The organism is Pseudomonas sp. HMWF006, from assembly GCF_003061205.1.
Taxonomy (GTDB): Bacteria; Pseudomonadota; Gammaproteobacteria; order Pseudomonadales; family Pseudomonadaceae; genus Aquipseudomonas; species Aquipseudomonas monsensis.
The window spans coordinates 14052-21313 of the sequence record NZ_QAIU01000358.1; the positions used below are offsets into that span (position 1 = coordinate 14052).

A 7262-nucleotide genomic window follows, 5' to 3' on the forward strand; every position below is an offset into this window, starting at 1 on the left:
TCGTCGTGGCTGTTCCTACCGCATGCGCCTGGAGGCGTGGTTTTCGCACTATCACGCGACGATGGGCCGCGCGATGGAGATCGAGTCCTACCAGGGCATGCTCGCCTGCGTGATTGCCGGCAGTGGGGTCGCGCTGATGTCGGAGTCGATGCTCGCCAGTCTGCCTGGGCGCGAGAGTGTCGCCGCGCACCTGTTGGCCGAGCCATTCGTGGGTGCGACAACATGGCTCATGTGGCGCAAGGGCATGGTCGGCGCCAACCTGAACGCGTGGGTCGAGGTGCAGCAGGCTGTCTATCCTGCGGCTCAGATTGAAGCGCGAGAAACGGCGTGAACCCATGCCCGCGAATTCTGTTCAATTCAGTAACAGATCATTGCGGATTTGCCCGAGCATTGCGTAGGACTTCGGACTATTATCAGTGCGAAGCGGCCTCAGAATTCCGGCCGCTCAGCACCACCCTGAAGGGGGCATGACGATGAAAGAGAAAATTCAAAACTGGCTGCACGACTTGGGTGTCGCCCTCGGCTTGATCGAACCGCCTCTGCAACCTGTACCGATTCGCACCGATGACGAGCAGCGCCGCCGTCAACAACGGCGCCGGTAGGTAAATCAGCCTGTGAGTGCCACTAGTTGTGGCGAGGGAGTTTGCTCGCGGTCGGCTGCGCAGCAGTCGTAAAGTCAGTGAGCAACGTCTGTCAGGCACAATTGGCGGCTGCTGCGCAGCTCCGTGGGAGCCAGCTCCCTCGCCACAGGGTTTTATCTCAGCCCTGTGGACGTGTTTGGCAAATCCTCTCAATGCCTGCCAATCTCCAGCAAAAACCGGCTCAAGTCCTTCGCCGTTTTCGCGGTCTTGAGCATCCGGTCTTCCTCGGCGGTGAATGCCGTCAGTCCGAATTCATCCTCCAGATGAAAGATCAGATCTTCGATATCCGCCTTTTCCAGGCCCAATTGCACCAGGCTGGTGTTGTCGGTGAATTCACGCGACTCCAGCAGGCGCCGAATGTATCGGTGCACGGCGGCACGCACGGCAGCTCTTCTCATGGCAGATATTTCTAGTTGTTTTCTTGCTTGAGTACAGCAGGCCTCACGCGTGACCGCGCAACCATTCGTCAATCATCGAACGCAAATGCTCGCCGGAAAAACTGCCGAAATGTCCGCCATGAACGGTACGGACCGGCAATGCCTGCAAGCGGCGCAGGCTGGCGGCGTAATCATGCAGATTGGAGTGGTAGGCGTCTTCGATCAACGGCCCGTTGTAGATGATGTCGCCGCTGAACAGGGTTTGCGTCGCGGCTTCGTACAGGCTGATTCCGCCCGGTGAATGCCCCGGTGTGTGCAGTACTTGCAGCGTGCGGTTGCCCAGGTCCAGCACGTCGCCGTCCTCGACCCATCCGGTGGCCGGCGCAGCCTTGACCCGGTATTCGGCGTAGCACAACGGGCAATCGGGATGCGCCTCGAACATGTCATCGCCGACGAAGGCGCGGCTCAAGTCATTCTCGCCATCCGGCGCGGCGAGAATATCCGCCTCGGCCGGATGCACCAGACGTTCGGCGAATTCGTGATGCCCGGCAATATGGTCGAAGTGGCAATGACTGGCCACTGCCACCAGCGGCCGCTCGGTGATCCACGGCAACTGCTCGCGCAGGCTGACCAGCCCCGAGCCGCTGTCCAGCAACAAGTCTTTGTCGCGGCCCTGAACGTGCCAAAGGTTGCAGCGATAGAACGGGCGAATGTACGGCTCATGAATCAGCCGGATGCCATCGCTCAACGTCTGCACTTCAAACCATTGATCGCGGGGAACGATCTTCATATTCACTGTTTCTCCAGACCAAAAAAACGGGTGTGGCAACCGACGCCACACCCGTCGAAGAAAGCATCAAGTCGTTACATCGAAGCTTAGATCGCGCTCGCCGCGGTTGCCGGACGAGGGGAGACCAGGCTGACCACTACAAAACTCACCAGGCCGACCGCCAGGCTGTAGTAGATCGGCGTGTTGGCATCCAGACCGTCCTTGAACATGAACAGCAGCGCGGTGGCGAAACCCAGACCCATGCTGGCGATAGCGCCGGCAGTGGTCGCACGTTTCCAGAAAATCGCGCCGATCAGCGGGATCAGCATGCCGCCCACCAACAGGTTGTAGGCGAGGGTCAGGGCGCTGATCACATCGTTCACCACCAGCGCGATGCCGAGAACCACGACACCGGTCAGCAAGGTGAACAGGCGGTTGATGCCCAGGCTCGATTGTTTGCCGCCACGCAGTTTCGGCAGCAGGTCTTCGGTCAGGGTGGTGGCCGCCGCGAGCAGGCCGGCACTGGCGGTGGACATCATGGCCGCCAGCGCAGCGGCGATCACCAGGCCCCGGATACCGTCCGGCAGCGACAGTTTGACGATGGCGGCGAAGGCGTTGTTGACGTTGTCCAGATCCGGGATCAGCACGTGCGCAGCCATGCCGATCAGCGCGCAGGCCAGACCGTAGAGGATGCAATAGATACCGGCGAGGCTGCCGGCGTATTGGGCGACTTTGGCGGTCTTGACGGTGAACACCCGTTGCCAGATGTCCTGACCGATCAGGATGCCGAAGAAGTAGATCATGAAGTAGGTGATGATCGTGTCCCAGCCGATGGTGGTGAAGTTGAACGCCGCTGCCGGCAGCTTCAGCACCAGTTCGTCCCACCCGCCAACGCGGTACAGGCAGATCGGCAAGAGGATGAACATCAGGCCGACGGTCTTGATGATGAACTGGACGATGTCGGTCAGGGTCAGCGACCACATCCCGCCAATCGCCGAGTAGATCACCACCACACCACCGCCAAGCAGCACGGAGATCCAGAACGGCAGGCCGAACAGTACCTGCAGCACGGTGCCGATCGCCAGGATCGAGGTCACGCCGATCATCAGCGCGTAGGCCAGCATGATCGCCGCGCTCGCCGAGCGGGCCATCGGGTTGTAGCGTTTTTCCAGGACCTGGGTAACGGTGTAGATCTTCAGTTTCAGCAACGGTTTGGCGAGAAACAGGTTCAGCGCGACGATGCCGCAGCCCAGTGCCGCGCACAGCCAGAAACCGGAGATGCCGTGCACATAGCCCAGACGCACGGTGCCGACGGTGGACGCGCCACCGAGTACGGTCGCGGCCATGGTGCCCATGTACAGGCTTGGGCCGAGGTTACGCCCGGCGACCAGAAAGTCCTCGTTGGTCTTGGCCTTGCGCATGCCGTAGTAGCCGAGCAAGAGCATGCCGGCGGCGTAGATGAGGACGACGAATAAATCCAAAGCCATGATGGCGTGTCTCCGATTGTCTTTTTTATGTGAGGCTGAATTCAGTCTCCTGTGGGAGCGAGCTCGCTCCGGGCGGCGATCCGACGAAGGCGTCGGCACATTCAAAAGTGATGTGACTGAAAGATCGCTTTCGCGAGCAAGCTCGCTCCCACAGGGGATAGGCGTTTACTCAGGCGGCTTGCGCTTTAGTCGACGGTTCCCCGACTTGGCTGCGGGCATCCTTCGGGCCGAACACTTCCCGTGGTTCCGGGAACAGGCTCAGCAGCGTCAGGTACACCACCGACGCCAGGCCCAGGGTCACCGGCAAGCTGATGTCGATGCCACCGGCCATCTCGCCCAGCGGGCCGACGAACTGCCCCGGCAGGTTGACGAAGCACAGGCCAACCGCCGCGCTCGGGATCCACGCGCCCAGACCACGCCAGTTCCATCCGTGGTTGAACCAGTAGCGGCCGCCCTGTTCGCCACGGGTGAACACTTGCAGGTCGTCCGGGCAGTAGAAGCCGCGACGTACCAGCAGGCCGATGATCATGATCACCATCCACGGGGTGGTGCAGGTGATGATCAGCACAGCGAAGGTCGACACGCTTTGCACCAGATTCGCCGCGAAGCGCCCGATGAAGATGAAGGCAATCGACAGCACGCCGATCAGCAGCGTCGCCTTGACCCGCGACAGCACGCGCGGGAACACGCTGGACATGTCCAGCCCGGTGCCATACAGCGAAGTGGTGCCGGTGGACATGCCACCGATCACCGCAATCAGGCACACCGGCAGGAAGAACCAGCTCGGCGACACCGCCAGCAAACCGCCCACGTAGTTGTTCGCCGCGATGTAGTCCGGTGCCTTGATCGCGACAATGGTCGCGGTGGCCAGACCGAACAGGAACGGGATGAACGTGGCGATCTGCGACAGCACCACGGCGGCCATGATCCGTTGCTTGGAGGTGTCACGCGGGATGTAGCGCGACCAGTCGCCGAGGAACGCACCGAAGGAAATCGGGTTGCTCATCGCCACCAGCGCAGCGCCGATGAACGCCGCCCAGAAGCCCGGTTGACCGAGGCTCACCGTGCCGGCGTAATTCACGTCGAAAGGACCGGCAAAGGCGAAGATGCCCAGCAGGAACAACAGGCTGGCGCTCCACACCGCGATCTTGTTCACCCACAGCAGAAAGCGGAAGCCGTAGATGCACACGGTCAGCACCAGAATCGCGAACAGACCGTAGGCCAGGCCCAGGGTCAGGTCGGTTTCCGGCAAACCGATCAGGCGTTTCGCACCACCGATCAGCGCATCCCCCGAACTCCACACCGAGAGCGAGAAAAACGCGATAGCGGTCAACAGCGACAGGAATGAACCGACGATCCGCCCGTGCACGCCGAAGTGCGCACCGGAGGACACGGCATTGTTGGTACCGTTGATCGGGCCGAACAGGCCCATCGGTGCGAGGATCAGCGAACCCAGCAGCACGCCCAGCACAATCGCCCAGACGCCAGCCTGAAAAGACAGGCCGAACAGCACCGGGAAACTGCCGAGCACGGCGGTGGCAAAGGTGTTCGAACCACCGAAGATCATCCGGAACAAGTCCGTCGGGCCTGCGGTGCGTTCGTGGTCCGGGATCTGCTCGACCCCGTGGGTTTCGATTTGCGTAAGGCTTTGGTCGTTGTTGTTGTTATTCATGATCTGCTCCGATCATAAAGGCGCGCCTCATCGTGCGTGTGGCGTCACCTGTTTGGCTAAGGGGATGGCAGCCCTTCCGGCATTGCGGACAAATGTTCGTGGCAGGCCAGCCAATGGCCTTGTTGTTCTAGGCTCGACGCTTGTTTCTTGAAAACAATCGTCTCGCGCTCCTGGCTGAAGTGTTGCTCCCCTTGCATGCGCAGCTCGGTGGCCACGTCATGGATGAAAATCGCCACATCACCTTGCAGGCTGACGAAGGCGTTGCTCGACGTGCACGAGAGCACTTCAAAGCCATCCTCGGCGCGCCAGCGGTCCCACAAGGCCTGATAGGCATCGCGCGACAGCAGGGGCTGTTCGAGGGTGTAGAACACGAAACTCGCATCGGCGCTGAACGCGCCGAAGTAAGCTTCGCGATCGTTGCGGGCGAAGGCGGACACCAGATCGGCAGCCGCTTTCAGAACCTGATCACGTTCGTTCATGGCCGAACCCTCAGCGGTGGACCACGCCAGGCAGTACGCAGAGCATTTCGTACAGCAGGTTGGCGGCCAGCAGCGAGGTGTTGCCGGTCGTGTCATAAGCCGGCGAGACTTCTACCAGATCGCAACCGATCAGGTCGAGGCCCTGGCAGCCACGGACGATTTCAATCGCCTGAATGGTCGTCAGGCCACCGATTTCCGGGGTGCCGGTGCCCGGTGCCCACGCCGGGTCGATGCCGTCGATGTCGAAACTCAGGTACACCGGACCGCCACCGACTTTCTCGCGCACTTCGGCCATCAGTGGCGCCAGCGACTTGTGCCAGCACTCTTCGGCTTGAACAACGCGGAAGCCCTGATCGCGGCTCCAGTTGAAGTCGTCAGCGGTGTAGCCCTGCGCGCGCAGACCAATCTGCACCACGCGGTCGCAGTCCAGAAGGCCTTCTTCGACGGCGCGACGGAAGGTCGTACCGTGGGCGATCTTCTCGCCGAACATGTGATCGTTGACGTCAGCGTGCGCATCAATGTGCACCAGACCGACCTTGCCGTGCTTCTTGTGAATCGCCCGCAGGATCGGCAGGGTGATGGTGTGGTCGCCACCCAGGGTCATCGGGATCACGTTGTGCTCGAGGATGTTGTCGTAGGCTTCTTCGATGATGCGCACGGCGTCGAGCAGGTTGAAGGTGTTGATCGCCACGTCACCGATGTCGGCGACCGACAGCGAGTCGAACGGGGCGGCGCCGGTGGCCATGTTGTACGGGCGGATCATCACCGATTCGGTGCGGATGTCGCGTGGCCCGAAGCGGGTGCCGGGGCGCAGCGACGTGCCGATGTCCAGGGGCACGCCAACGAAGGCCGCGTCCAGGCCGGCAGCAGTCGGTACATGGGGGAGTCGGAGCATGGTGGCGATGCCGCCGAAGCGCGGCATTTCGTTGCCGCCCAGTGGTTGGTGAAGAATCTTGTCCACGGGTAGGGCCTCATCGTCATTGTTTTATTTATGTCGGCGCGCCGTGCAGGGGAGGTCCGGGCGCCGCTGTGGGACCGATTCTGCGAAATGTAGTGCGGCGGAAGAATCGCTACGGGCAAAAACTTAGTTCAGATTTTTCTAAACTAATGGCGACGCCGGGATTAGACTTTGCGGTCTCGGGATTCTGGCCAGGCTGAACATTGTTGCCCTCACCCCAGCCCTCTCCCGGAGGGAGAGGGAGCCGACCATGTTGTTAGCGGAATTTGCATCGACCTGAACAATCGAGCCGAACTCAGGATTTGAAAGCCATGGAGATCAGCCCCTCGCCGGGAGGTAGAGGGAGCCGACCATGTTGTTAGCGGAATTTGCATCGACCTGAACAATCGAGCCGAACTCAGGATTTGAAAGCCATGGAGATCAGCCCCTCGCCGGGAGGTAGAGGGGGCCGAGCGTGTTGTTAGCGGAATTTGCATCGACCTGAATAATCGAGCCGAACTCAGGATTTGAAAGCCATGGAGATCAGCCCCTCGCCGGGAGGTAGAGGGAGCCGACCATGTTGTTAGCGGAATTTGCATCGACCTGAACAATCGAGCCGAACTCAGGATTTGAAAGCCATGGAGATCAGCCCCTCGCCGGGAGGTAGAGGGGGCCGAGCGTGTTGTTAGCGGAATTTGTATCGACCTGAAAAATCGAGTCGAACTCAGGATTTGAAAGCCATGGAGATCAGCTCCCTCTCCCTCCGGGAGAGGGCTGGGGTGAGGGAAGGTTCTATCAGGCGACACATCTCTAAAGCCCGGAGTAGACATGGCCAACGCTTTACCCGACCTGAAACTGTTGCGCATCTTCGTCAGTGTCGTGCGCCATCAAGGCTTCGCC

At 60.8% G+C, this 7262-nt stretch carries 9 protein-coding genes; 3 read left to right on the forward strand and 6 right to left on the reverse strand.

What is annotated here, in order from left to right:
- Together DBR24_RS31050 and DBR24_RS32200 are read left to right on the forward strand one after the other, a co-directional pair.
- On the forward strand, positions 1-331 hold a 331-nt coding region (locus DBR24_RS31050; RefSeq protein WP_256591484.1), incomplete at its 5' end, for a LysR substrate-binding domain-containing protein.
- A gap of 142 nt (positions 332-473) precedes the next feature.
- Entirely contained in the window at positions 474-602 is a 129-nt protein-coding gene (locus DBR24_RS32200) for a PA1414 family protein (protein WP_007914492.1), read from the forward strand.
- 188 nt (positions 603-790) lie between these two features.
- Here the strand turns inward: DBR24_RS32200 and DBR24_RS14685 are convergent, their stop codons facing one another.
- The 6 genes from DBR24_RS14685 to speB all read right to left on the reverse strand — a co-directional run bounded on the left by DBR24_RS14685 (position 791) and on the right by speB (position 6386).
- Positions 791-1039, reverse strand: coding sequence for an acyl carrier protein (locus DBR24_RS14685; protein WP_128615124.1), 249 nt, complete (start codon positions 1037-1039; stop codon positions 791-793).
- Between the two features lie 43 nt (positions 1040-1082).
- Positions 1083-1808, reverse strand: a complete 726-nt coding sequence (locus DBR24_RS14690; RefSeq protein WP_128615125.1) for an MBL fold metallo-hydrolase — start codon at positions 1806-1808, stop codon at positions 1083-1085.
- 86 nt (positions 1809-1894) lie between these two features.
- Complete coding sequence (locus tag DBR24_RS14695; RefSeq protein ID WP_123465604.1) at positions 1895-3274, reverse strand: sodium:solute symporter; 1380 nt, start codon at positions 3272-3274, stop codon at positions 1895-1897.
- Positions 3275-3443: 169 nt separating this feature from the next.
- A complete protein-coding gene (locus DBR24_RS14700; protein ID WP_123465607.1) occupies positions 3444-4946 on the reverse strand; it encodes a cytosine permease in 1503 nt (500 codons plus the stop codon).
- A 56-nt stretch (positions 4947-5002) separates the two neighbouring features.
- Positions 5003-5425, reverse strand: a complete 423-nt coding sequence (locus DBR24_RS14705) for a nuclear transport factor 2 family protein (RefSeq protein ID WP_128615126.1) — start codon at positions 5423-5425, stop codon at positions 5003-5005.
- A 10-nt stretch (positions 5426-5435) separates the two neighbouring features.
- The gene (speB, locus tag DBR24_RS14710) at positions 5436-6386 is read right to left on the reverse strand and encodes an agmatinase (RefSeq protein ID WP_003222717.1); all 951 of its coding nucleotides are present in this window, start codon (positions 6384-6386) and stop codon (positions 5436-5438) included.
- 804 nt (positions 6387-7190) lie between these two features.
- Here speB and DBR24_RS32205 point away from each other — a divergent pair.
- Positions 7191-7262: hypothetical protein (locus DBR24_RS32205; protein WP_256591485.1), on the forward strand; the 72-nt coding region annotated here is incomplete at its 3' end.